23 protein-coding genes and 1 riboswitch are annotated in these 21,700 nt (G+C 68.2%); of the genes, 5 read left to right on the plus strand and 18 right to left on the minus strand.

Features of this window, described 5'->3' with window-relative positions; genetic code table 11:
* Position 1: 1 nt before the first annotated feature.
* Positions 2-877 carry an alpha/beta hydrolase gene (locus FFI97_RS28565; RefSeq protein ID WP_139702947.1) on the minus strand — a complete coding sequence of 292 codons (876 nt, stop codon included), beginning with the start codon at positions 875-877 and terminating at the stop codon, positions 2-4.
* A gap of 73 nt (positions 878-950) precedes the next feature.
* Entirely contained in the window at positions 951-2,462 is a 1,512-nt protein-coding gene (locus tag FFI97_RS28570; protein WP_139702948.1) for a M20 family metallopeptidase, read from the minus strand.
* A gap of 92 nt (positions 2,463-2,554) precedes the next feature.
* Here FFI97_RS28570 and FFI97_RS28575 point away from each other — a divergent pair, with 92 nt between their 5' ends.
* A complete protein-coding gene (locus FFI97_RS28575; RefSeq protein ID WP_260685215.1) occupies positions 2,555-3,409 on the plus strand; it encodes a DUF72 domain-containing protein in 855 nt (284 codons plus the stop codon).
* A gap of 33 nt (positions 3,410-3,442) precedes the next feature.
* Here FFI97_RS28575 and FFI97_RS28580 read toward each other — a convergent pair whose 3' ends face one another.
* Positions 3,443-3,955 carry a polymer-forming cytoskeletal protein gene (locus FFI97_RS28580; protein ID WP_095948395.1) on the minus strand — a complete coding sequence of 171 codons (513 nt, stop codon included), beginning with the start codon at positions 3,953-3,955 and terminating at the stop codon, positions 3,443-3,445.
* A gap of 115 nt (positions 3,956-4,070) precedes the next feature.
* On the opposite strand from FFI97_RS28580, the gene FFI97_RS28585 reads away from it, so the two are divergent.
* Entirely contained in the window at positions 4,071-5,003 is a 933-nt protein-coding gene (locus tag FFI97_RS28585; RefSeq protein ID WP_139702949.1) for an ion transporter, read from the plus strand.
* Here FFI97_RS28585 and FFI97_RS28590 read toward each other — a convergent pair.
* From FFI97_RS28590 to FFI97_RS28605, 4 genes are all read right to left on the minus strand, one after another.
* The gene (locus FFI97_RS28590) at positions 4,948-5,535 is read right to left on the minus strand and encodes an IMPACT family protein (RefSeq protein WP_139702950.1); all 588 of its coding nucleotides are present in this window, start codon (positions 5,533-5,535) and stop codon (positions 4,948-4,950) included. The genes FFI97_RS28585 and FFI97_RS28590 overlap by 56 nt on opposite strands.
* A 37-nt stretch (positions 5,536-5,572) precedes the next feature.
* A complete protein-coding gene (gene metW / locus FFI97_RS28595) occupies positions 5,573-6,160 on the minus strand; it encodes a methionine biosynthesis protein MetW (protein WP_070063357.1) in 588 nt (195 codons plus the stop codon).
* Entirely contained in the window at positions 6,157-7,314 is a 1,158-nt protein-coding gene (locus FFI97_RS28600; protein WP_070063358.1) for a homoserine O-acetyltransferase, read from the minus strand. The genes metW and FFI97_RS28600 overlap by 4 nt, the downstream gene beginning before the upstream one ends.
* A gap of 127 nt (positions 7,315-7,441) precedes the next feature.
* The gene (locus FFI97_RS28605) at positions 7,442-8,005 is read right to left on the minus strand and encodes a TMEM165/GDT1 family protein (protein ID WP_095747370.1); all 564 of its coding nucleotides are present in this window, start codon (positions 8,003-8,005) and stop codon (positions 7,442-7,444) included.
* 17 nt (positions 8,006-8,022) lie between these two features.
* Positions 8,023-8,201, minus strand: a riboswitch (yybP-ykoY riboswitch).
* A gap of 259 nt (positions 8,202-8,460) precedes the next feature.
* Between FFI97_RS28605 and FFI97_RS28610 the strand changes: the two genes are divergently transcribed.
* On the plus strand, positions 8,461-9,000 hold the full coding sequence (locus FFI97_RS28610; protein ID WP_144004541.1) for an RNA recognition motif domain-containing protein: 540 nt from the start codon (positions 8,461-8,463) through the stop codon (positions 8,998-9,000).
* A gap of 109 nt (positions 9,001-9,109) precedes the next feature.
* Here the strand turns inward: FFI97_RS28610 and FFI97_RS28615 are convergent, their stop codons facing one another.
* Genes FFI97_RS28615 through FFI97_RS28630 form a run of 4 tightly spaced genes read right to left on the minus strand, consistent with a single transcriptional unit; the run spans position 9,110 to position 12,135 of the window.
* On the minus strand, positions 9,110-9,895 hold the full coding sequence (locus tag FFI97_RS28615) for an SDR family oxidoreductase (protein WP_139702952.1): 786 nt from the start codon (positions 9,893-9,895) through the stop codon (positions 9,110-9,112).
* Positions 9,896-9,938: 43 nt separating this feature from the next.
* Entirely contained in the window at positions 9,939-10,589 is a 651-nt protein-coding gene (gene lptC, locus FFI97_RS28620) for an LPS export ABC transporter periplasmic protein LptC (protein ID WP_070063362.1), read from the minus strand.
* Positions 10,586-11,134 (minus strand): KdsC family phosphatase, encoded by a 549-nt coding sequence (locus FFI97_RS28625; protein ID WP_139702953.1) that lies wholly within the window; start codon positions 11,132-11,134, stop codon positions 10,586-10,588. Before FFI97_RS28625 ends, lptC begins: the two co-directional genes overlap by 4 nt.
* Positions 11,134-12,135 (minus strand): SIS domain-containing protein, encoded by a 1,002-nt coding sequence (locus FFI97_RS28630; protein ID WP_144004542.1) that lies wholly within the window; start codon positions 12,133-12,135, stop codon positions 11,134-11,136. The genes FFI97_RS28625 and FFI97_RS28630 overlap by 1 nt, the downstream gene beginning before the upstream one ends.
* Positions 12,136-12,221: 86 nt before the next feature.
* On the opposite strand from FFI97_RS28630, the gene FFI97_RS28635 reads away from it, so the two are divergent.
* Positions 12,222-14,207 carry a monovalent cation:proton antiporter family protein gene (locus FFI97_RS28635; protein WP_139702954.1) on the plus strand — a complete coding sequence of 662 codons (1,986 nt, stop codon included), beginning with the start codon at positions 12,222-12,224 and terminating at the stop codon, positions 14,205-14,207.
* Positions 14,208-14,223: 16 nt separating this feature from the next.
* Here FFI97_RS28635 and FFI97_RS28640 read toward each other — a convergent pair whose 3' ends face one another.
* From FFI97_RS28640 to rpmH, 7 genes are all read right to left on the minus strand, one after another.
* Positions 14,224-15,162: a zinc ribbon domain-containing protein gene (locus FFI97_RS28640; protein ID WP_139702955.1), complete on the minus strand. Its 939-nt coding sequence runs from the start codon at positions 15,160-15,162 to the stop codon at positions 14,224-14,226.
* Between the two features lie 93 nt (positions 15,163-15,255).
* Positions 15,256-15,717, minus strand: a complete 462-nt coding sequence (locus tag FFI97_RS28645) for a Crp/Fnr family transcriptional regulator (protein ID WP_062482896.1) — start codon at positions 15,715-15,717, stop codon at positions 15,256-15,258.
* Positions 15,718-15,818: 101 nt separating this feature from the next.
* Positions 15,819-17,231: a tRNA uridine-5-carboxymethylaminomethyl(34) synthesis GTPase MnmE gene (mnmE, locus tag FFI97_RS28650; RefSeq protein ID WP_139702956.1), complete on the minus strand. Its 1,413-nt coding sequence runs from the start codon at positions 17,229-17,231 to the stop codon at positions 15,819-15,821.
* Positions 17,232-17,305: 74 nt separating this feature from the next.
* Positions 17,306-18,988, minus strand: a complete 1,683-nt coding sequence (yidC, locus tag FFI97_RS28655) for a membrane protein insertase YidC (RefSeq protein WP_139702957.1) — start codon at positions 18,986-18,988, stop codon at positions 17,306-17,308.
* Positions 18,985-19,272: a membrane protein insertion efficiency factor YidD gene (yidD, locus tag FFI97_RS28660; protein ID WP_056574909.1), complete on the minus strand. Its 288-nt coding sequence runs from the start codon at positions 19,270-19,272 to the stop codon at positions 18,985-18,987. The genes yidC and yidD overlap by 4 nt, the downstream gene beginning before the upstream one ends.
* Positions 19,269-19,691: a ribonuclease P protein component gene (locus tag FFI97_RS28665; RefSeq protein WP_062480416.1), complete on the minus strand. Its 423-nt coding sequence runs from the start codon at positions 19,689-19,691 to the stop codon at positions 19,269-19,271. The genes yidD and FFI97_RS28665 overlap by 4 nt, the downstream gene beginning before the upstream one ends.
* Positions 19,692-19,792: 101 nt before the next feature.
* Entirely contained in the window at positions 19,793-19,927 is a 135-nt protein-coding gene (gene rpmH / locus FFI97_RS28670) for a 50S ribosomal protein L34 (RefSeq protein WP_007834827.1), read from the minus strand.
* Between the two features lie 308 nt (positions 19,928-20,235).
* Between rpmH and dnaA the strand changes: the two genes are divergently transcribed.
* The gene (gene dnaA / locus FFI97_RS28675; protein ID WP_062480418.1) at positions 20,236-21,615 is read left to right on the plus strand and encodes a chromosomal replication initiator protein DnaA; all 1,380 of its coding nucleotides are present in this window, start codon (positions 20,236-20,238) and stop codon (positions 21,613-21,615) included.
* The last annotated feature ends 85 nt before the right edge of the window (positions 21,616-21,700 follow it).

Here is a 21,700-nt window from a genome sequence, read left to right on the forward strand (position 1 = left end):
CTCAGGCCACGCGCGCGGGAACAGCCGCCGCCGGAAACCGCCGGTCGAGCCAGCGCTGCAGCGTGTCGAACACGGGCTCCGCATCGAGCTCGTTGAAGAGTTCGTGGTACAGCGCGTCGAAGCACTTCGCCTCGACGTTGCCGCTGGGCGCCGCGGCGGTCGCGAAGGCGCGACTGGCCGCCGGCCGCACGAGCCGGTCGTCGCCCGCGTAGATCAGCAGCGTGGGCACCGGCCAGCGCGCCGCGTGCTGCTGCACCGTGGCGCCTTCGTACGCAAGAAAACGCGCCAGCCGGCTGCCGATGCGGTCGTGCGTGAGCGGATCGTCGCGGTAGGCCTGCACCACCACCGGGTCGTGCGAGAGGTAGTTGTCGTCGAGCCCGTTGCCCACGCGCAGGTTGGGCGCGATGCGTGGCAGCACCGCCAGCAGCACCTTCTGAAAACCGTTCAGCCCCGGATCGAGCCCCGGCGACGACAGCACCAGCGCATCGACCGGCCGCACGCCGCGCGCCACCAGGCTCGCGGCGACCAGGCCGCCCAGGCTGTGGCCCAGCAGCACCAGCGGCACGCCGGGGTTCTGGCGGCGCGCATCGTCGATCACCAGGGCCAGGTCGTCGAGCAGCCGCAGTTCGCTGGGCAGGCCGCCGCGCGCACCGGTGGATTCGCCGTGCCCGTGGTGGTCGTGCGCCCAGACCGCGAAGCCCCAGCCGTGCAATTGCTTGGCCAGGCCGTGGTAACGCCCCGCGTGCTCGCCCAGCCCGTGCACCACGACCACCACGGCGCGGGGCCTGCCGGCGGCGGGCAGCCGCCGCAGCGCCAGCGTCTCGCCGTCCGGCGTGGACAGCGACACGCGATTTGGCAAGGGCAGCGCGTCGCTCATGGGTGCACCCTTGGCGCTGCGCGCCTTCCCGCCAAGCGGGAGCGAGCTAGCTTGGGGCGGCCCGGCGCGGCGCTCAAGCGGCCACCGGCTCCGCAGCCGCGGCGCGGTGCGCGACGGGCAGGGCGGCGATGACCTCGGCCACGGCGGCCGTCAGCTTCTTGGCGTAGGGCACGTGCAGGAACTCGTTGGGGCCGTGCGCGTTGCTCTTCGGGCCCAGCACGCCGCAGACCATCATCTGCGCCGTCGGGAAACCGGCGCTCAGCATGTTCATCAGCGGGATCGTGCCGCCCTGGCCGATGTAGCCGCAGGAGGCGCCGAAGTGCGCGCGCGAGGCCTTGTTGAGTGCGTCCTCGAACCACGGCGTGATGGTGGGCGCGTTCCAGCCGGTGGCACCGCCGCCGCTTTCGAAGGTCACGCGCGCCTGGTAGGGCGCGTTGTCTTCGAGCAGGGCCTTGAGCTTTTGCACCGTCTCGGCCGCATCGACCAGCGGGGGCAGGCGCAGCGAGAGCTTGAAGGCGGTGTAGGGGCGCAGCACGTTGCCTGCGTCCTTCAGGGCCGGGAAGCCTTCGGCGCCGGTGACCGACAGCGTGGGCTTCCAGGTGCGGTTGAGCAGCGCCTCGACCGGGTCGGTGGTGGTCGGCAGCGCGAACATGGTCGAGCCGCCGCAGTCGTAGTGCGCCCACGGGAAGCGCTTGTAGACCTCGTCGCCGAGGATGGCCGCGGTGGCCTTGGCCTGCGCCAGCCGGTCGGCCGGCACTTCGCAATGGAAGCTGGCGGGCAGCAGGCGGCCGGTGGCGCTGTCTTCGAGGCGGTCGAGCACCTGCCGCATGATGCGGAAGCTCGAGGGCACCAGGCCCGAGGCGTCGCCCGAGTGGATGCCTTCGGTCAGCACCTCGACCTTGAGCGTGCCGCTGGCCATGCCGCGCAGCGAGGTCGTGAGCCACAACTGGTCGTAGTTGCCGGCGCCCGAATCCAGGCAGATCACCAGCTCGACCTCGCCCAGGCGCGGACGCAGCGCGTCGACGTACGGCAGCAGGTCGTAGGAGCCGCTTTCCTCGCAGGTCTCGATGAGGCCGACGATGCGCGGGTGCGCCACGCCCTGGGCCTTGAGCGCCTGCAGCGCGGCCACGCTGGCGTACACGGCGTAGCCGTCGTCGGCGCCGCCGCGGCCGTAGAGCAGGCCGTTCTCGTACTTGGGCGTCCACGGGCCGAGGTCGTTGCGCCAGCCGGTGAATTCAGGTTGCTTGTCGAGGTGGCCGTACATGAGCACGGTCTCGGCCATGTTCGTGCCGGTGGCCGGCACTTCGAAGAACAGCACCGGCGTGCGGCCTTCGAGGCGCACGATCTCCAGCTTCAGGCCTTCGACCTTCTGCGCCTCGACCCAGGCCGCGGCGTTGCGCAGCACGGTCTCCAGGTAGCCGTTGGCCGACCAGTCCTTGTCGAAGCCGGGCGACTTGGCGGGAATGGCGATGTAGTCGGTGAGTTGCTTGACGATGTCGCCGTCCCATCGGGCGGTGACATCAGAGAGGGCGCGCGTCGCGTCGAGCGTGCCGGCGGGCATTTCACGGTGCAGGGGGGCGTTCATCGAGGGATTCTCCGCGGGGACGAAAAAACGCATTTTGCGCCTCGCGGCGAGCGCGCGTAGAGTGCGGGCGATCTCAAAACCCGGAGCGCAATGTGAGCAAGGCAACATCGACGCGGATCAAGGTCGGGATCGGCGGCTGGACCTACGAGCCCTGGCGCGACAACTTCTACCCCAAGGGCCTCGCTCACGCGAAGGAGTTGAACCACGCCAGCCGGCAGGTCAGCGCCATCGAGATCAACGGCACCTACTACAGCACCTTCAAGCCCGAGACCTTCCGCAAGTGGCGCGACGACACGCCCGACGACTTCATGTTCTCGATGAAGGCCTCGCGCTTCACCACCAACCGCAAGGTGCTGGCGACCGCGGGCGAGTCGATCCAGCGTTTCATCGACAGCGGTGTGGCCGAGCTGGGCGACAAGCTCGGGCCGATCGTCTGGCAGTTCATGCCGACCAAGCAGTTCGACCCCGAAGACTTCGAAGCCTTCCTGGAGCTGCTGCCGAAGAAGGAAGGCAGCCGCGTGCTGCGCCACGTGATGGACGTGCGCCACGAGAGCTTCATCACGCCTGCCTACAAGGCGCTCGCGAAGAAGCACAAGGTGTCGACCGTGTTCACCGACGCCGACAAGTTTCCGTCGTTCGAGGAGCCCGAGGGCGACGTCGCCTACGCGCGGCTCATGATGGCCGACGCATCGCTCGCCACCGGCTACGCGCCCAAGGCGCTCGACACCTGGGCCGCGCGCGCGCAAGGCTGGACCACGACGCCGAAGGCGCGCGACGTGTTCGTGTATTTCATCAACGGCGCCAAGGAGAGAGCACCGGCCGCGGCCGGTGCCTTGCTGCAGCGCCTGGGGTGGGCGCCGCCGGCCGCAGACGCAGCAATGGCCGCCGCCGCGGACAAGCCGAAGCCGGCGGCCAAGAAGGCCCCACCGAAAAAGAAAGCGCCCTGATCGACGGTCGTCAGACCGGGCGCGTCAGGTGCCTCAGGCGGCGGCCTGCAGCGACGGCTTGGCGCCGAAGCTGATTTCGCCGGACAGCTGGCCGCCTTCTTCGATCACGATCTTGCCGTAGCGGATCTTGCCGGTGACCTTGCCGGTCGAGTGGATGACGAGCTTTTCGCGCACGGTGAGGTTGCCGTCGAACACGCCGCGGATCTCGGCGATGTCGATCTCGGCCGAGCCCTTGAACTCGCCCTGTTCGGCGATCTGCATCAGGCGCGAATCCATCGTCGCCTCGACCAGGCCTTCGACCACGAGCGTGTCGCAATCGGTGATCTCGACGCCCTTGAGCTTGATGTTCGGGCCGACGGTGAGCTTGCTGCCGCCTTCCTTGACGGGCGCAGCCGCCGGGGCCAGGCCGGCCTGCGCGGTCAACGAGGAGGGATTGACGGGAGTGCCCGAGAGATTGGTGCCCGAACCAACCAGCGGTGCGGGACGGGACGTCAGCGAGTCGGTGTCACGATCACGCTTGCCGAAAAAGGGGGACTGTGTGGCCAATGGGGAGCTCCTCAAGAAAGGGGACTATCGTAAGAACGCACTCACGGCATGCGGCACTTCATTGCGCAATAAGCGTAACTGAATAAGTCGCCCGGGGCCCCTGACAATGCCCCGCATGACCCGCCTGATCCGACCGAACATCGAAGCCCTGTCCACGCCCGCCGCCACCGACTCGCGGTTCGACAAGCCTGCGCGCGGCTGGCGGCGCACGCTGTTCACCGTGGTCTTCGAGGCCGACACGCCCGCCGGCCTGTGGTTCGACCTGACGCTGATCGCGGTGATCGTGATGAGCGTGCTGGTCGTCATCCTGGACAGCGTGCAGTCGATCCGCGACCAGTGGCGGCCTCTGTTCAATGCCCTCGAATGGGTGTTCACGATTCTCTTCACGCTGGAGTACATCGCGCGGCTGTGCTGCGTGAACAAGCCGCTGCGCTACGCGCTGAGCTTCTACGGCGTGATCGATCTGCTCGCGCTGCTGCCGACCTTTCTCGTGGCCTTCGCGCCCGAGCTGGCGTACCTGATCGACGTGCGCATCCTGCGGCTGTTGCGCGTGTTCCGCATCTTCAAGCTGTCGCGCTATTCGGTGGAGTACCGCGCACTGGTGTCGGCGGTGGCATCGAGCCGCCGAAAGATCACGGTGTTCGTGGGCTTCGTGATGCTCGTGGTGCTGGTGATGGGCACGCTGATGTACGTGGTCGAAGGCCCGACGCACGGCTTCACCAGCATTCCGGTGGCGATCTACTGGGCCATCTCCACCATGGCCACGGTCGGCTTCGGCGACCTCGTGCCCAAGACCGACCTGGGCCGCGCGATCGCCTCCGTGATGATGCTGCTGGGCTGGGGCGTGCTGGCCGTGCCCACCGGCATCGTGACCGCCGAGATGACGCGGCGCGGTGTCGACGACGACCTGGCCGAGCCGATCGCGCTCGCATCGCGCGGCGTGCTCGCCCTGGCGGTGGAGCCGGCCCCGGGCAAGGTGCCGGCGAAGCGGCTCACGCCGTCGGCCAGACGACGCGCCCTTGCGCAGCATCGTCGAGGCGCGCGATGAAGGCGTCGGCCTCGGGCGCGGGCAGCGCGAAGGCCAAGCGCACGTCGTCGCCGTGCTGCACGTCTTCGAGCACCGCACCGATGGCGGCCAGCTCGCGCCGCACCAGCCCCTCGAGCGCGTAGGGCACGGCGCACTGCAGGTGACGCTGGCGCACGAGCGGCACCAGCGTGGCGCCGAGCAGGGCCTGCGCCACGGCGTCGGTGTAGGCCCGCACGAGGCCGCCGGCGCCGAGCTTCACGCCGCCGAAGTAGCGCACCACGGTGGCGAGCGCGCCTTCCACCTGCTGGTGGCGCAGCACCTCGAGCATCGGGCGACCGGCCGTGCCGCCGGGTTCGCCGTCGTCGTTCGCGGCCGACTGTCCGCCGGCCATCAGCGCCCAGCACACGTGCGCAGCGCCCGGGTGTTCGGCGCGCAGCGAGGCGACCACGGCCAGCGCGGCCGCACGGTCGGGCACCGGCTGTACGCAGCCGATGAAGCGGCTTTTCTTGATGAGCAGGTCGCTGTGAACCGGCTGCGCGAGCGTGAAGCTCATTCCGACCCGATGTCCGTGCGGTGCGAGGGCGGCGTGCTCAGCCGCCCCGCTCGAACTTGAAGACCGCCGTGCTGGCGCGCGCGTTGGGCAGCCAGCGCACGTCGCGCCCGTTTTGCAGGCCGAAGGCGTCGAGCACGCGCAGGTTGTTCTTGCCGGCCAGCACCTCGAAGTCCTTGTAGGTGCCGACGCGGATGTTGGGCGTGTCGTACCACTGGTAGGGCAGGCGGCGCGTCACGGGCATGCGCCCGCGCGCCACGCTCAGGCGGTTGGGCCAGTGCGCGAAATTGGGAAAGGCGACGATGCCGAAGCGGCCCACACGCGCGGTCTCGCGCAGCATGACCTCGGCATTGCGCAGGTGCTGCAGCGTGTCGATCTGCAGCACCACGTCGAAGGTGGCGTCGTCGAACATCGCCAGGCCTTCGTCGAGGTTGAGCTGGATCACGTCGACGCCGCGGCGGATGCACTGCAGCACGTTGCCGTCGGCGATCTCCACGCCGTAGCCGGTGCAGCCGCGCTCGCGCTGCAGCAGGTCGAGCAGGGCGCCGTCGCCGCAGCCCAGGTCGAGCACGCGCGAGCCTTGGGGCACAAGCTGTGCAATCAGTCGTTGGTGTGCAAGGTCGCTCATTGGAATTCCTTGGCGACGCGTTCGAAGTACGAGCGCACCACGCCCATGTAGCGCACGTCGTCGAGCAGGAAGGCGTCGTGGCCGTGCGGCGCATCGATCTCGGCGTAGCTCACGTTGCGGCGGTTGTCGAGCAGCGCCTTCACGATCTCGCGGCTGCGCGCGGGCGAGAAGCGCCAGTCGGTCTTGAAGCTCACGAGGAGGAACTTGGCCGTGGCCTGCGCGAGCGCCGTGCTGAGCTGGCCGCCGTGGTGGCGCGCGGGGTCGAAGTAGTCGAGCGCGCGGGTGATCAGCAGGTAGGTGTTGGCGTCGAAGTACTCGCTGAACTTGTCGCCCTGGTAGCGCAGGTAGCTTTCGATCTGGAACTCGATGTCCTGCGTGGAATAGCGGTAGTCGAGCCCCGCCACCTCGCCCTCGACGGCGCTGCGCAGGATGCGCCCGAACTTGGCGTTCATCACGTCGTCGCTCAGGTAGGTGATGTGGCCGATCATGCGGGCGATGCGCAGGCCGCGCTTGGGCACCACCCCGTATTCGTAGAAGTGGCCGCCGTGGAAGTCGGGGTCGGTCACGATGGCGCGGCGCGCCACCTCGTTGAAGGCGATGTTCTCGGCCGTGAGGTTGGGCGCGCTGGCCACCACCACGGCGTGCCGCACGCGGTCGGGGTACTGCAGCGTCCACGACAACGCCTGCATGCCGCCGAGGCTGCCGCCCATCACGGCCGCGAGCGTGCGGATGCCGAGCGCATCGAGCAGCGCCGCCTGGGCGTCGACCCAGTCTTCGACCGTGACCACCGGGAAATCGGCGCCGTAGACGCGGCCGTTGGCGGGGTTCACGTGCATCGGACCGGTCGAGCCGAAGCAGGAGCCGAGGTTGTTGACGCCGATCACGAAGAAGCGGTCGGTGTCCAGCGGCTTGCCCGGGCCCACCATGTTGTCCCACCAGCCCTCGGAGCGGGCCTGGCCCTCGTACACGCCCGCGACGTGGTGCGAGGCGTTGAGCGCATGGCACACCAGCACCGCGTTGCTGCGCTCGGCGTTGAGGGTGCCGTAGGTTTCGTAGGCGAGCGTGTAGCCGCTGATCGAGGCGCCGCTGCGCAGGGCCAGCGGGCCTGCGAACTGCATCGACTGCGGGGTGACGACCAAAGGTGACGACGACATGAATGAAAAAACCCGGCCTCGCCAAAAACGAGCCGGGTTCGGCAGCCGTCTTTAGCAGAATTTATAAAGCGCCCGCAAGCTGAAGCAAATCGGCGCAGGGCAAGTATAGCCCCGTGACTTTTTCCTGCTACCAGCCGACGATCATCACGACGCCCAGCACCAGGAAGATCGCCGCCGAGATGCCGTGCACGAGCTTGATCGGCACGCGCCGCACGATCTTGTCGCCCAGCCACACCACCGGCGCATTGGCCAGCATCATGCCCAGCGTGGTGCCGACGACGACCCAGGCGTAGTCCTGCGTGAAGCGGGCGGCCAGCATGACGGTGGCAATCTGGGTCTTGTCGCCCATCTCGGCCAGGAAGAAGGCGATCACCGTGGTGCCGAAGACGCCGAACTTCGAGACGCCGGGGGCGTCGTCTTCATCGAGCTTGTCGGGAATCAGCATCCAGACGGCCATGGCGATGAACGAGCCGCCCAGGATCCAGCGCAGCACCTCGGGGCCGAGCCAGCGCGTGATGTAGTTGCCGACCGCGCCGGCCAGCGCGTGGTTGATGACCGTGGCGACAAAAATGCCGAGCACGATCGGCCAGGGTTTCCTGAAGCGCGCGGCCAGAAGAAGGGCCAGGAGTTGGGTCTTGTCGCCCATTTCGGCGAGCGCGACCACGCCCGTTGCAACGAGAAAAGCTTCCATGATGGATGTGGGGTTCCTTGGGCCGAAGGACGCAATTGACCGCACAACACCTTCGGCCATATTCCCGAAGTTGTGCGGTCAAAGGTCTCGCCAGGTGTGTTCACTGCACGCGCCATGTCCTCGTGGGGCAAGGACAAGTCTGTTGACGCGGGCCCTTCTCGTATGCGGAAGGCGGCTACTCCCCAATGACCCGCAAATTGTAGCCGCATCGTCAATTCCCCCGGCTCAAACAGGTAGGCGTGCGCTAACTTCTACTAGTTTCGAAAGGTGCTACCTCAAGACGCAAATTCCTGCTTGCTTTTTTGATATTTCACCCATAATGCACGAGCATCCCTCTTGATTTTGGGCGGGAGCAATTCGGTGATCGGTCAGTTTCGCGCGGCTCGGCGGCTCTCGTTTGAGTGATGCTTTCGGGACTCCATCGCTTTTCTTGATGTGTTTATAGGAGTCCCTTGATGGGCAACAAACTCTACGTCGGCAACCTGCCTTACTCGGTGCGCGACGGTGATCTCGAGCAGGCCTTCGGCCAGTTCGGCGCAGTGACCAGCGCCAAGGTCATGATGGAGCGCGACACGGGTCGCTCGAAGGGCTTCGGCTTCGTCGAGATGGGCAGTGACGCGGAAGCACAGGCCGCCATCAACGGCATGAACGGCCAACCCCTGGGCGGCCGCAGCGTGGTCGTCAACGAAGCACGTCCCATGGAAGCACGTCCCCCCCGCAGCGGTGGCGGCGGCTACGGCGGCGGCGGTGGTGGTTATGGCGGCGGTGGTGGCGGTGGCTACGGCGGCGGCGGTGGTGGCGGCTACGGTGGTGGCGGCGGTGGCCGCTCCGGCGGTGGCGGCGGCTACGGCGGCGGCGGTGGTGGTCGTTCGGGTGGCGGCGGCGGTGGTGGCGATGGCGGTTTCCGCAGCCCCTACGGCGCAGGTCCCCGTGGCGGCGGCGGTGGTCGCAGCGGCGGTGGCGGCTACGGCGGCGGCGGCAACGGTGGGTACTGAACCCCGTTCACTCCTTCGCATGCCTCACGGCACACAAACACAAAAGGCTCCCTCGGGAGCCTTTTTCTTTGCCTGCGTGCTGTGCCCGCTGTGCAATCGGCAATGAAGCTCAGGCTTCGCCGCTGCGCTTCTTGCGCGCCCGGCCCTGCACCGCGCGGTCGAGCACGGCATTGGGCAGCAGGCGCATGACCTTGGCGACCACGCCCATCTGCCACGGAATCACGCGGTAGCTCGTGCCAGCCTCGATAGCGCGCAGCGCCTGAGCTGCGAAATCCTCGGGCTGCATGAGAAAGGGCATGCCGTAGCGGTTGCCCTGCGTCAGCGGCGTGTCGATGTAGCCCGGGCAGAGCGTGACGACCTTCACCCCGCTGTTGTGCAGTTCCCCGCGCAGGCTTTCGCAGTACGCGACCACGCCGGCCTTGCTCGCGCAGTAGGCGCCGTGCCCCGGCAGCCCGCGGATGGCGGCGACGCTGCCGATGCCCACGAGCCGCCCGCTGCCGCGCTGCACCATGGCCTGCACGAAGGGATGGAAGGTGGCGGCCAGCCCCACGTTGTTGACGGCGAAGGTGCGCGCCAGCACGTCGAGGTCCGAACGCTCGGCCGTGTCGATGCCGATGCTGATGCCTGCGTTGGCGATCACCACGTCGGGCACGCCCTGGCGCGCGATGCAGTCGGAGCCGGCGGCCACGATGCTGTCGGTGTCCGCCACGTCGGCGCCGTAGACCTGGTAGCGGCCCGCGTCCAGCTGGCGGCCCGTCGCCCAGGTGTCGATCTCGCCCGTGCGCCGCGCGACCAGCGCCAACCGGTAGCCCGCGTCGTAGAAGCACGCGGCCAGGGCCTGGCCGATGCCGCTGGAGGCGCCGGTGATGAAGACGAGCGGTGCGGCGGTGGTCATGCGTGGATCGTCTCCCGGGAACTTGTTCTTGTGTGGCAGCCGCTCAGCGCGGCTTGCCTGCGGCGGCCGACGGCACCAGCACGCCGCGCACGCGGCCCGTGAGGTTGGCCACGCCGCTCAGGTTGTCGTAGTCGAGCGTATCGCCCGTGAACTGGTCGCTGCCGCGGATGAGCGTGACCGGCTTGTTCGACTGCACCTTCTCGGTGTCGAGGAACGCATGCAGGAACTCGCCGCGAAACTCCAGCCGCGGCGTGGCCTTGCCGCTGGCGCTCACCGCCGGTTCGCGGATCACGATCGCGTTGCCGAACAGCTGGATCTCGCTGCCGTCGGAATTCGACAGGCCGCGGTTCGCCGACGAGCGCGTGACCAACCCCTCGGGCGACACCGAGCGCATGCGCACCTGGTCGACCTCGATGGTGTCGGTGTCCGGGTAGTGCCGCCCTTCGGTGCCGTGCAGCTCGCTGCGCAGGTCGCCGTTGGGCAGGAAGTTCTTGATGACGAAGTCCCGCATGAAGTAGTCGGGCTCGTGCGTGGGCGCCGCCTTGACGGTGGGCTCCAGCAGCTTGGGCGCATTGCGCACCAGCCAGTAGGTGCCCAGCGCCACGCCCGCCATCAGGATGATCGGCAGGTAGATGGTGGTGCGGTCGAGCACATCGCGCGTCAGGTTCCAGGCGCGTCGCAGCTGCGGGCTCATGGTCGGGGGCCCAAGGCAGCGTCGAGCAGCGTGCGGTACTGGCCGCAAGCCGTCAACAGCAGGTCGCAGAATTCGCGCGCCGCGCCTTCGCCGCCGCGTGCGGTGGTGACGTAGCGCGCCACCGCGCGCACTTCGGCGTGCGCGTTGGCCGGTGCCGCCGCGAAGCCGACGCGGGTCAGCACGGGCAGGTCGGGCCAGTCGTCGCCGATGGCGGCGGCCTGCGCCCAGGTGAAGCCCAGCTGCTTCAGCATGGCTTCGGCGGCGGGCAGCTTGTCTTCGGTGCCGTAGCGCACGTGCTCGATGCCCAGCGCCTCGAGCCGCACGCGCAGCGGCTTGGAGTCCCGTCCGGTGATCACGGCCGGCGTGATGCCGGCCTTGCGCAGCAGCTTGAGGCCGTAGCCGTCGAGGATGCTGAAGCGCTTGAGCGTCTCGCCGTGCTCGGTGAAGTACACGCCGCCGTCGGTCAGCACGCCGTCGATGTCGAAGAAGACGATGCGCACATCTTGCGCGGCCAGCAGAGTCTCGGCCTGGAAATCAAGCGGCATCAGATGACCTTCGCGCGCATCAGGTCGTTGGTGTTCACTGCGCCGACGATCACCCCCGCGCCGTCGATCACGAACAGGCGGGTGATGCCGCATTGCTCCATGAGTTCGGCCGCCTCCACCGCCAGCGCGTCGACGCGGATGGTGCGCGGGTCGCGGTGCATGATGTCGGCCGCCTTGGGCGTGCGCAGGTCGGCGCCGGCCTCGATCAGGCGGCGCAGGTCGCCGTCGGTGAAGATGCCCAGCGCCCGGCCGTCGGGCTCGACCACCGCGGCGGCGCCGAAGCCCTTGATGCTCATCGCGCGCATCAGCTCGCTGACGGTGGCCGTCGGCGGCACGCACGGCACTTCCTCGCCCGAGCGCATGACATCGCTCACGTGCGTGAGCAGCTTGCGGCCCAACGCGCCGCCGGGGTGCGAGCGGGCGAAATCTTCGGAGCCGAAGCCGCGCGCATCGAGCAGGGCCACGGCCAGTGCGTCGCCCATGGCGATCTGCGCGGTGGTGCTCGCGGTGGGCGCGAGGTTCAGCGGGCAGGCTTCCTTGGCAACGCCGGCGTCGATCACGATGTCGGCATGGCGCGCCAGGGTGGAATCGGGGCGGCCGGTCATGGCGATCAGGGGCACGCCCTGGCGCTTGACCACCGGCAGCAGCACGGTGAGTTCGTCGACCTCGCCGCTGTTGGAGATGGCGAGCACGAGGTCGACCGCCTTGATCATGCCCAGGTCGCCGTGGCTGGCCTCGGCCGGGTGCACGAACATCGCGGGCGTGCCGGTGGAGGCGAGGGTGGCAGCGATCTTGCGGCCGACGTGGCCACTCTTGCCCATGCCCATCACGACCACGCGGCCGCGCACTTCAAGAATCTTGCGCACGGCCTCGACGAAACTCGGGCCGACGCGGGCCTTCAGGCCGAGGACGGCTTCGGCTTCGATGTCGAATGTGACGCGTGCCCGGGCCAGGATGGCGTCGGGGTCGACCACGTGGGTCGGGGCGGGGCGGGAGCTCATCGCCGGATTTTACGAGGCGGGCGCGGTCGGCGATCACATGGCCCGGGGAAGCCCGGGGCACGGACATTGCTCTAGCATCGGCGCCTATGTCTTCGTTCGATCTCACGCTGTTGTATCTGTTGGCCGCGGTGATCGGCGTGGTGGCCTGCCGGTCGCTCAAGCTGCCGCCGATGCTCGGCTACCTGACGGCCGGCGTGCTCATCGGTCCGCATGCGCTGGCGCTGGCGCAGAACTCAGAAGGCATCCGCCACCTGGGCGAATTCGGCGTGGTGTTCCTGATGTTCGTGATCGGGCTCGAGTTCAGCCTGCCCAAGCTGCGCGCCATGCGCAAGCACGTGTTCGGGCTGGGTCTGCTGCAGGTGCTGCTGACCATGGCGCTGGCCACCGTCGGCGCGCTGATCATCGCCACGCAGCTGCCGCCGGCCTGGCAGCTGGGGTGGCAGACCACGCTGGCGCTGTCGAGCGCGCTCACCATGAGCAGCACCGCCATCGTCGTCAAGCTGATGGCCGAGCGGCTCGAACTGGAGAGCGAGCACGGCAAGCGCGTGATGGGCGTGCTGCTGTTCCAGGATCTGGCCGTGGTGCCGCTGCTGGTGCTGATTCCCGCGTTGGGCGCGCCGCCCGAGGCGCTGGCCAAGGCGCTGGGCTTCGCGCTGGTGAAGGCCACCTTCCTCATCGGCGTGCTGCTGTACGGCGGGCCGCGCATCATGCGCTGGTGGCTCACGCTCGTGGCGCGGCGGCGCAGCGAGGAGCTGTTCATCCTGAACGTGCTGCTGATCACGCTGGGCCTGGCCTGGCTCACCGAGCTGGCCGGCCTGAGCCTGGCGCTGGGTGCCTTCATCGCCGGCATGCTGGTGTCGGAAACCGAATACAAGCACCAGGTCGAGACCGACATCCGCCCCTTCCACGACGTGCTGCTGGGGCTGTTCTTCATCACCGTGGGCATGTCGCTCGACTGGCACATCGTGGTCGAGCGCTGGCTGCTGGTGGCGGTGCTGCTGCTGGTGCCGCTGCTGTTCAAGCTGGGGCTGGTGACGGTGCTGGCGCGGGTGCTGGGCGCCACCTCGGGCGTGTCGCTGCGCACCGGCCTGTACCTGGCACAGGCCGGCGAGTTCGGCTTCGTGCTGCTGGCGCTCGCGCAGGACCGCAACCTGCTGCCGCCGTGGCTGGCCAACCCGGTGCTGGCGTCGATGGTGCTGTCGATGCTGGCCACGCCCTTCATCATCATGTACAGCAACGCCATCGTGCGAAAGCTGGTGGCCAGCGACTGGCTGCAGCAGTCGCTGCAGATGACGACCATCGCGCGCAAGACCATCAACACCGCGCAGCACGTGATCATCTGCGGCTACGGGCGCTGCGGCCAGAACCTGGCGCGCATCCTGGAGCGCGAAGGCATTCCCTACATGGCGCTCGACCTCGACCCCGACCGCGTGCGCCAGGCCGCCGCCGCCGGCGATTCGGTGGTGTTCGGCGACGCGGCGCGGCTGCAGGCGCTGATGGCCGCGGGCCTGGCGCGCGCCAGCGCGGTGGTCGTCACCTACCTGGACGTGGGCGGCGCGATGAAGGTGCTGGCCAACACCCGCGCCCACGCGCCGCACGTGCCGGTGATCGTGCGCACCCAGGACGACCACGACCTCGAGAAGCTGCAGGCCGCCGGCGCGACCGAGGTGGTGCCCGAGGCCATCGAGGGGTCGCTGATGCTCGCGAGCCATGCGCTGGCGCTGGTCGGCGTGCCGATGCGGCGCGTGATCCGCGTGGTGCAGGACCAGCGCGACGCGCGCTACAACCTGCTGCGCGGCTACTTCCACGGCGCCGACGACGACAACGCCGACGAGATCGACCACGAGCGCCTGAACAGCTTCACGCTCACGCCGGGCGCACGCGCCATCGGCCAGACGCTCGGACGGATTGCGCTGCCGACGCTGGGTGTGCGGGTGGCCAGCCTGCGCCGCCAGGACGGCCAGGCGCGGGTGCCGGCCGACGACACGCTGCTGTCGGACGGCGACACCCTCGTGCTGTCGGGCAAGCCCGCCGCGCTGGCGATTGCCATCGAGCGGCTGCAGAAAGGCTGAGCCCGCAGGCGCGGACTCAGTTCAAGAGCGACGGGTTGCGCTTTTCCTCTTCGATGCGCTGCTGACGGCGCACCGCCTCGCACTGAGCGTGCGACCTGTACTCGGGCTTCACGCACTGGGCCGCCATGCATTGCGCCTTGGCGATGAAGTTGCGGTCGCCGCATTGGGCCTGCGGGTCGGCCGGCGGGGCCGGAGACGCGGGCGCAGGTGCCGGGGCAGCCGCCACGGGCGCCGCGGCTGCTGGAGCCTGGGGCGTCGGCGGGGGAGGCGTCACCGGCTTGCGCGGCTTCGCGACGGGTGTCGGCTTGGGTGCGGCTTCCGCCGGCTCGGTGATCGCTTCCGCGGGCGGCGCTTCGGCCACGGGCGGTGCAGGCTCGGTCGCGACAGGCGGTGCTTCGACCACCGGCGGCGTCGCGGCGGGCGCTGGCACGGCGACAGGAGGCGGTGCCACGGCCGGCTCGGGCGCCTTGCTGCCGGTCCCATAGCCCAGCCAGCCCGCGACGACCAGCAGCAGCGCGACCGCAAGCAGCCCCAGCCACAGCCCGATGCCGCGCGGGCGCAGCACCGGTTCGGGCGGCTTGATGCGCTTGACCTTGATCCGCGTCTTTGGCCGGTCGGCTCGGGGGGAAGGCGGCAAAGACGATGCGGCGCCCCCGCGCCCCGGCGCGACGATCACGGTCTTTTCATCCGCGGGCGGAGGAGGTGGTGGCGGCTCGGGCCTCCAGCCACTGGAGGCCTGCGACGACGCGTGCTTCGACTCGGCAGGATCGAACAGCGGCGCGGGAATGGTCGGCGCGCGCAGCTGGGCCGGCGCGGTGGTGGCCCATTCGCGGTCGGAAGGACTGGGCGCCGGGGGCGGCACGCGGTCGGCGGCCGACAGCCGGCCGCCGCAGTTCCTGCAGAAATTGGCACCCTCGCGGTTGTCCGCGTCACAGACCGGGCAGATCAAGGCCATGGCTCACCAGCAATTCTCGGGATCGAAAACGAAGACTTGTTCTTGTTGTTGCGGCGGCTGGCAGCGCGCGGCGAGCCGGAAGGCTCTGCTCGCTCAGGTGACGGCCACCCGCTTGGAGCGGTGCGCCATGCGCTTGGCGATCACGGCGCCGAGCGCCATCGCGATGTCCAGCGCCATGTTGGGCTGTCGGTTCGACATCTCGGAGAACCGCACGGCGGTGAGGCGCCACACGCGCCCCGCGCCGGTGACCACCACGTTGGCCGCATGCGGCTCGCGCGAGAAGAACGAGCCTTCGCCCACCACCGAGCCCGGCGACAGCACGGCCAGACGCATCTGTTCCTTGCTGCTGACGCGGTGCACGCTGATGGCGCCGCTTTCGACGAAGAACACCGAGCGGTCGTGCGTGCCCTGCGAGATCAGCACGTCGCCGACACCGGTCTCGATGGGCTGCAGATAACCCGCGAGCGTGTCCCACTGCGCGACGCTCAAGGTCAGCGCGAACGCGTCGGCGCTCAGGTTCTCCGCGATGGCGCGGCTCAGGTTCTGGATGGACATGTTTTTCTCGACCCCCGCAAGTGATCCGAAGTATCCGCGAAGGCCCCGAGGTTCGGCTACAACTGTTTACGCTTTCACCGGCGAAGCGCACGCATGTGTCGCTATTTCCCGATACAGAAGCGCGAAAAGATGACCCCCAGCAGGTCGTCCGCGCCGAACTCGCCGGTGATCTCATTGAGCGCGTTCTGCGCCAGCCGCAGCTCCTCGGCCAGCAGGTCGAGCAGCTGGGCCTGCGCCGCCAGGTGGGCGGCCGCCAGCGCGAGGTGCGTCTCGACGCGGGCCAGCGCCTGGACGTGGCGTGCGCGCGCCAGGTAGACGCCCTCGGGCACGGCCTGCCAGCCGGCCATGGCGAGCAGCTGATCGCGCAGCGCCTCGATGCCCGCACCGGTCTTGGCCGACAGGGCGATGCCTTCGGACGGCGGCGCGGCCGACGCCGCCGCGTCCTGCTTGTTCCACACATCGAGCACCGGCACGCTCGCCGGCAGCTTGCGCCGCAGGCCGGCCAGGATCTCGGCGTCGGCAGCGGCGTAGTCGGGCTGGCCGGCGCGCGTGAGGTCGTGCAGGAACAGCACGGCGTCGGCGCTTTCGATCTGCCCCCAGGCGCGCGCCACGCCGATCTGCTCGACCTCGTCGGTGCTGTCGCGCAAGCCCGCGGTGTCGGCCACATGCAGCGGCACGCCGTGGATCTGGATGGTCTGCGAGACCACGTCGCGCGTGGTGCCCGCGATGGCGCTCACGATGGCCAGCTCGGCACCGGCCAGCGCGTTGAGCAGCGAACTCTTGCCGGCGTTGGGCTGGCCCGCGATCACCACCTTGATGCCTTCGCGCAGCAACGCGCCTTGCTTGGCGCGCTGTTGCACGGCGGCCAGCTGCGCCTGAAGCCGTTGCAGCTGGCCGGTCGCGTCGGCTTTCTGGAGGAAGTCGATCTCTTCCTCGGGGAAGTCGAGCGTGGCCTCGACCAGCATGCGCAGGTGGATCAGCGCATCGCGCAGCGTGTGGATCTCGCGCGAGAAGGCGCCCGACAGCGAGCGCCCGGCGCTGCGCGCGGCCGCCTCGGTGCTGGCGTCGATCAGGTCGGCGATGGCCTCGGCCTGGGCCAGGTCGATCTTGCCGTTGAGAAAGGCGCGCTGGCTGAACTCGCCCGGCTCGGCGACGCGCAGGCCGGGCAGGCGCGGGCGGCCGGTGGCCGGATCGATTTCGGCCGCGGCCTCGAGGCAGCGCGACAACAAGAGCTGCAGCACGACCGGGCCGCCGTGCGCCTGCAGTTCGAGCACGTCTTCGCCGGTGTAGGAGTGCGGCGTCGGGAAATGGATCGCCAGGCCGTGGTCGACCGGCTCGCCCTGCGCATCGCGAAAGGGCAGGTAGGTGGCTTCGCGCGGCTTGAGCGCCCGGGCGCACAGCGCCTCGACCAGCGGCGCCAGCCGGGCGCCCGACACGCGAACGATGCCGACCGCCCCGCGCCCCGGGGCGGTGGCGATGGCGACGATGGGATCGGTGGTGCGGGCGAGGGTCATGACAGCGCGATTCTTTCAGCAAAAAGCAAAGGGCCGCGGATGCGGCCCTTTGCGGGTGGCGAAGGCCGGCTGGCTTACTTGCCCAGCACGCCCAGCCGCTTGTTGATGAACCACTGCTGCGCGATCGACAGCACGTTGTTCGTGATCCAGTACAGCACCAGGCCGGCCGGGAAGAAGATGAACATCACGCTGAACGCGAGCGGCATGATCCACATCAGCTTGGCCTGCATCGGATCGGGCGGCGTCGGGTTGAGCCAGGTCTGGAACAGCGAGGTGGCCGTCATCACGATCGGCAGGATGTACCAGGGATCGGGTGCCGACAGGTCGGTGATCCAGCCGATCCACGGGGCGTGGCGCATTTCAACCGACGACAGCAGCACCCAGTACAGCGCGATGAACACCGGGATCTGGATCACGATCGGGAAGCAGCCGCCCATCGGATTGACCTTTTCGGTCTTGTAGATCCGCATCATTTCCTGCTGCATTTCCTGCGGCTTGTCCTTCAGCCGCTCGCGCATTTCCATGATCTTCGGGTTGATGGCCTTCATCTTGGCCATGCTGGCGTAGGCCTTGGCGTTGAGCCAGTAGAAGGCCGCCTTCAGCAGCACCACCAGCGCCACGATCGACCAGCCCCAGTTGCCCAGGATGCCGTGCAGCTGCGTGAGCAGCCAGTACAGCGGCTTGGAGATGATCGCGAAGATGCCGTAGTCCTTCACCAGGTCCAGGCCGGGGGCGATGGCTTCGAGCTTCTTTTCTTCCTCGGGGCCGGCGAACAGCGCGCTGTTCACGACCTGCGTGGCGCCCGGGGCGATCTTCGGCAGCGTGGCCACCATGGCGACGGTGAAGAGGTTGTCACCCAGGTCCTTCACGCGGAATTCGCGGCGCAGCTGTTCGCTGGCCGGGTCGCCCTTGAGCAGCCAGGCCGACGCGAAGTAATGCTGCACCATCGCGATCCAGCCGTCGTTGGCCGGCGGCGGCGGCTCGACCTTGCCCTTGGCGATGTCCTTGAAGTCGAGCTTGTGGAACTTCTTCTCGTTGGTGTACGCGGCCGGGCCGGTGAAGGTGTTGGTGCCGAACATGGTGCCGGCGGCCACGGTGCCGTGGCGCAGCAGCTGCATGTACAGCTGCGCGTCGCGCGGCTGGTCGCTCACGTTGACCACTTCGTGGCGCACGCCGATGACGTAGTCGTCACGCTTGAACACGTAGGTCTTGATGTACTTCAGGCCACCGACCGGGGCGCTTTCGAAGCTCACCTCGAGCGTGTTCTGGCCGTCGGCCATCGCGCGCGGACCGGCCTTGGGCGTCATGGCCGTCAGGTGGTTGGGGAAGGCGTCGCCGGCCACGGGGTTCAGCAGGCCGGTCTGCGCCACGTAACGCGTGGCGGGCGAGCCGTTTTCGAACAGCACGACGCGCTTGGTGCGGTCGGCTTCGTCGTACTTGAGCAGTTCGAGATGGTTGACCGTGGCGCCTTCGCTGTCGATCGTCGCCTTGAACAGGTCGGAGGTCACCACGACCTGCTCGCGCGGCGCGGCCGGGGCCGCCTGCGTGGGCACGGCGCCCGCGGTGCCGCCGGCTGCGGCAGCCGCGGTCGGCACGCCGTTGTTGGCAGCGCTGCCCGTGGCCGGCGCCGTGGCGGCGGGCTTGGTCGACGGCAGGAAGGTCGGCTTGTTGCCGTTGAAGACCTGCCATTGGTCCCACAGCAGCACGAGCGAGAAACCAAAAATCACCCACAGGATCGTGCGGCGGATATCGTTCATGACGAAGACTTCTTGTCGGAGGAGAGAAGAGACGAAAACAGCGATCCTGACTTGTCAGTGCGACGCTGAGATTTCGGTGGAACCGGATCGTGGCCGCCCTGGCACCAGGGCTGGCAGCGCGCGATGCGGTGCAGCGTCAGGTAGCTGCCCTTGAGCGCGCCGTGCACTTCCAGCGCCTCGATCGAATACACCGAGCAGGTCGGCGTGAAGCGGCACGACTGCCCGAGCCAGGGGCTCAGCAGCAGGCGGTAGCCCTTCACGAGGCCGATCAGCAGGCGTTTCATGCGGAGGCAGGAGCGGGGGAGGCGGCGGCCGGTGCCGGCGGACGCCCGGCGCGCGCCAGCAATTGCTGGAGCTCGGCGCGCACGGCGGCCTTGAGCTTGTCCGAGGAGGCGCTCACGAACGCCTTGCGATCGAAACCGGCGCGCAGACGCACCACGTGCGCGGCACGCGGCAACACGACGCCGGGCGCGGCGCTCACGGCGTAGATCTGGCGCTTGATGGCGTTGCGCGTCACCGCGCGGCGTGCCCAGCGCTTGGGCACCATGGCGCCCAGCCAGACCTCATCGGACGGAAACAGCGAAGCGGCGCCCGATGGGGAAACATCGAGCGCACAGCGGTGCAATGCGAAATGGGCAGTGCGCGCCACGGTGGCACCTGCGAGGACGGCCTGGAATTGCGCGCGGGTCTTGAGCCGCTGCAAGGAAGCCGGGCCGCGGACGTCGCTGCTGGCGGGGCCAGGCGCAGAGGCTGCAGGAGCCTGCGCGGACGTGTCGGCGGCTGACAACGGCAGGTGGGGTGCCGTCAGACGGCCAGGCGCTTGCGGCCCTTGGCGCGGCGTGCGTTGATCACGGCGCGGCCGCCACGGGTCTTCATGCGGACCAGAAAGCCGTGGGTACGGGCGCGGCGGACTTTGGATGCTTGGTAAGTGCGTTTCATGATGGTTTCCTGATTCCCTGTTTGCGCCGGTTTCCGCATGAAGGCATGCAAAAACCCGGCGAGCGCTGGGGGAGCGAGTTTCGGATGGCCCCCGAAAGACGCTGTGAAGGCTTTTCAGGGAAACCCGCAATTATCGCAAACATTGGCCGCCGGAACAATCTTCGACTGGATTTGCGGGCCTTTCCATGTGCAGCGCAGCATGTGGATAAGGTTTTGACAAGTTAGAATGCCCAGCGCCTTCCAGCAGAGAATATCCACAATACCTATACAAGAAATGCCCGAGGGTTCCATCACTTTTTCAAGCGCCCATGTCGACTGACGGCATCGGCGAAAGCCTGTGGCAGGCCTGCGTCGACCAGCTCGCGCAGGAGCTGTCCGAGCAGCAGTTCAACACCTGGATCAAGCCCCTCACCGCGCAGGTCGCCGACGACCTTTCGCGCATGACGGTGTTCGTCGCCAACCGCTTCAAGCTCGACTGGATCCGTGCCCAGTACGCGGGCAAGATCGCGGCCATGGCCGAGAAGATGTACGGCCAGCCGGTCACCATCGAGTTAGCGCTCGCTCCGCGAGAAACCCCCGTCCGTGTTGCACCCATGGCCATCATGGCCGAAACGGATGTGCCGCGCGACGTGGCCGGCCCGGGCGAGGAACCGGCGGCCGCCGGCTTCAAGAACCGTCTCAATTCGGGGCTCACTTTCGACACCCTGGTCGAGGGCACGGCCAACCGCATGGCGCGCGCCGCGGCCATGCACGTGGCCGGCATGCCGGGGCACCTGTACAACCCGCTTTTCATCTACGGCGGCGTCGGCCTGGGCAAGACCCACCTGATGCACGCTGTGGGTAACCGGCTGCTGGCCGACCGGCCCGATTCCAAAGTTCTCTACATCCACGCCGAGCAGTTCGTGTCGGATGTGGTCAAGGCCTATCAGCGCAAGACTTTCGATGAGTTCAAGGAACGCTACCACTCGCTCGATCTGCTGCTGATCGACGACGTGCAGTTCTTCGCCAACAAGGACCGCACGCAGGAAGAGTTCTTCAACGCCTTCGAGGCCCTGCTGGCCAAGAAGTCGCACATCGTGATGACCAGCGACACCTACCCCAAGGGGCTGGCCGACATCCACGAGCGGCTGGTGTCGCGCTTCGATTCGGGCCTCACGGTGGCGATCGAGCCGCCCGAGCTCGAGATGCGCGTGGCGATTCTGATCAACAAGGCCCGCGTCGAAGGCACCGAAATGCCCGAGGAAGTCGCCTTCTTCGTGGCCAAGAACGTGCGCTCCAACGTGCGCGAGCTCGAAGGCGCGCTGCGCAAGATCCTGGCGTACTCGCGCTTCAACCAGAAGGAGATCTCGATCGCCCTGGCACGCGAGGCGCTGCGCGACCTGCTGTCGATCCAGAATCGGCAGATATCGGTCGAAAATATCCAGAAGACGGTGGCCGACTACTACAAGATCAAGGTCGCCGACATGTACAGCAAGAAACGCCCGGCCAGCATTGCGCGGCCGCGGCAGATCGCGATGTACCTGGCCAAGGAGCTCACGCAGAAGAGCCTGCCGGAAATCGGCGAGCTGTTCGGCGGTCGCGACCACACGACGGTGCTCCACGCAGTGCGAAAGATTTCGGGCGAGCGCCAGCAGCTCACCGAACTCAACCAGCAGCTGCACGTCCTCGAACAGACCCTCAAAGGCTGAAGCCGAATGTCATCAAGAACGCCCCTCGCGACAGCGGAGAATGGCGTCCTGAAAGCTGATTCAAAGAGATAAGAGAAGAGGAAGA

The organism is Variovorax sp. KBS0712, from assembly GCF_006323185.2.
GTDB lineage: Bacteria > Pseudomonadota > Gammaproteobacteria > Burkholderiales > Burkholderiaceae_C > Variovorax > Variovorax boronicumulans.